General features: G+C 76.8%; 2 protein-coding genes. Both read left to right on the forward strand.

From position 1 onward, the window contains the following. On the forward strand, nucleotides 1–491 hold a 491-nt coding region (locus tag ESO86_RS18110; RefSeq protein ID WP_207207235.1), incomplete at its 5' end, for a PfkB family carbohydrate kinase. Then, nucleotides 488–693: nucleoside hydrolase (locus ESO86_RS18115; protein WP_207207236.1), on the forward strand; the 206-nt coding region annotated here is incomplete at its 3' end. The genes ESO86_RS18110 and ESO86_RS18115, both read left to right, overlap by 4 nt.

Raw genomic sequence — 693 nt, forward strand, 5'->3', positions numbered from 1 at the left:
CGGGCGCCTGCGACGAGGCCGGCACGCGGTTCGCGCTGAACCTCGCGCCACCCGTCGGCGTCGCGGCCGCGGCCCTCGCGATCGCCGATCCGCTGGTCGTCAACGTGCACGAGGCGCGCGCGGTCGGCATCGGTCCGGCCCTGACCGATCACGCACCGGCCGAGGCGTGGCGGGATGCCGCGGCATCCGTCGTCGGCGACCTGGCGCGATCGGTCGTCGTGACCCTCGGAGCGCGCGGCGCGGTCGCTGCCGACGCCGACGGATCGTGGATCGTGGCGGCACCCGAGGTGGAGGCCGTCGACACGACGGGAGCGGGGGATGCCGCGACCGGAGCACTCGCCGCGATGCTCGCCGAGGGCAGGTCGCTGCCCGACGCCGTCCGGGTCGCGGTCGCGGCGGGTGCCATCGCCGCGCAGTCGCGCGGCACCGTGGATTCGTATGCCGGCCTCGCCGACGTGCTCGCCCTCGCCGACCGGACGGAGCTCCGATGACCGTGCCCGTGATCGTCGACTGCGACCCGGGGCACGACGACGTCATGGCGCTCTGGCTGGCCGCGGGGCATCCCGCGCTCGACCTGCTGGCCGTGACCACCGTCGGCGGCAACGTGCCGCTCGAGCACACGAGCCGCAACGCGCGCATCGCGCTCTCGGTGGCCGGCGTGGCCGGCGTCCCGGTGGCGGCCGGCGCTCCCGG

It is taken from the genome of Agromyces binzhouensis (genome assembly GCF_004135055.1).
In the GTDB taxonomy this organism is placed as follows: Bacteria; Actinomycetota; Actinomycetes; order Actinomycetales; family Microbacteriaceae; genus Agromyces; species Agromyces binzhouensis.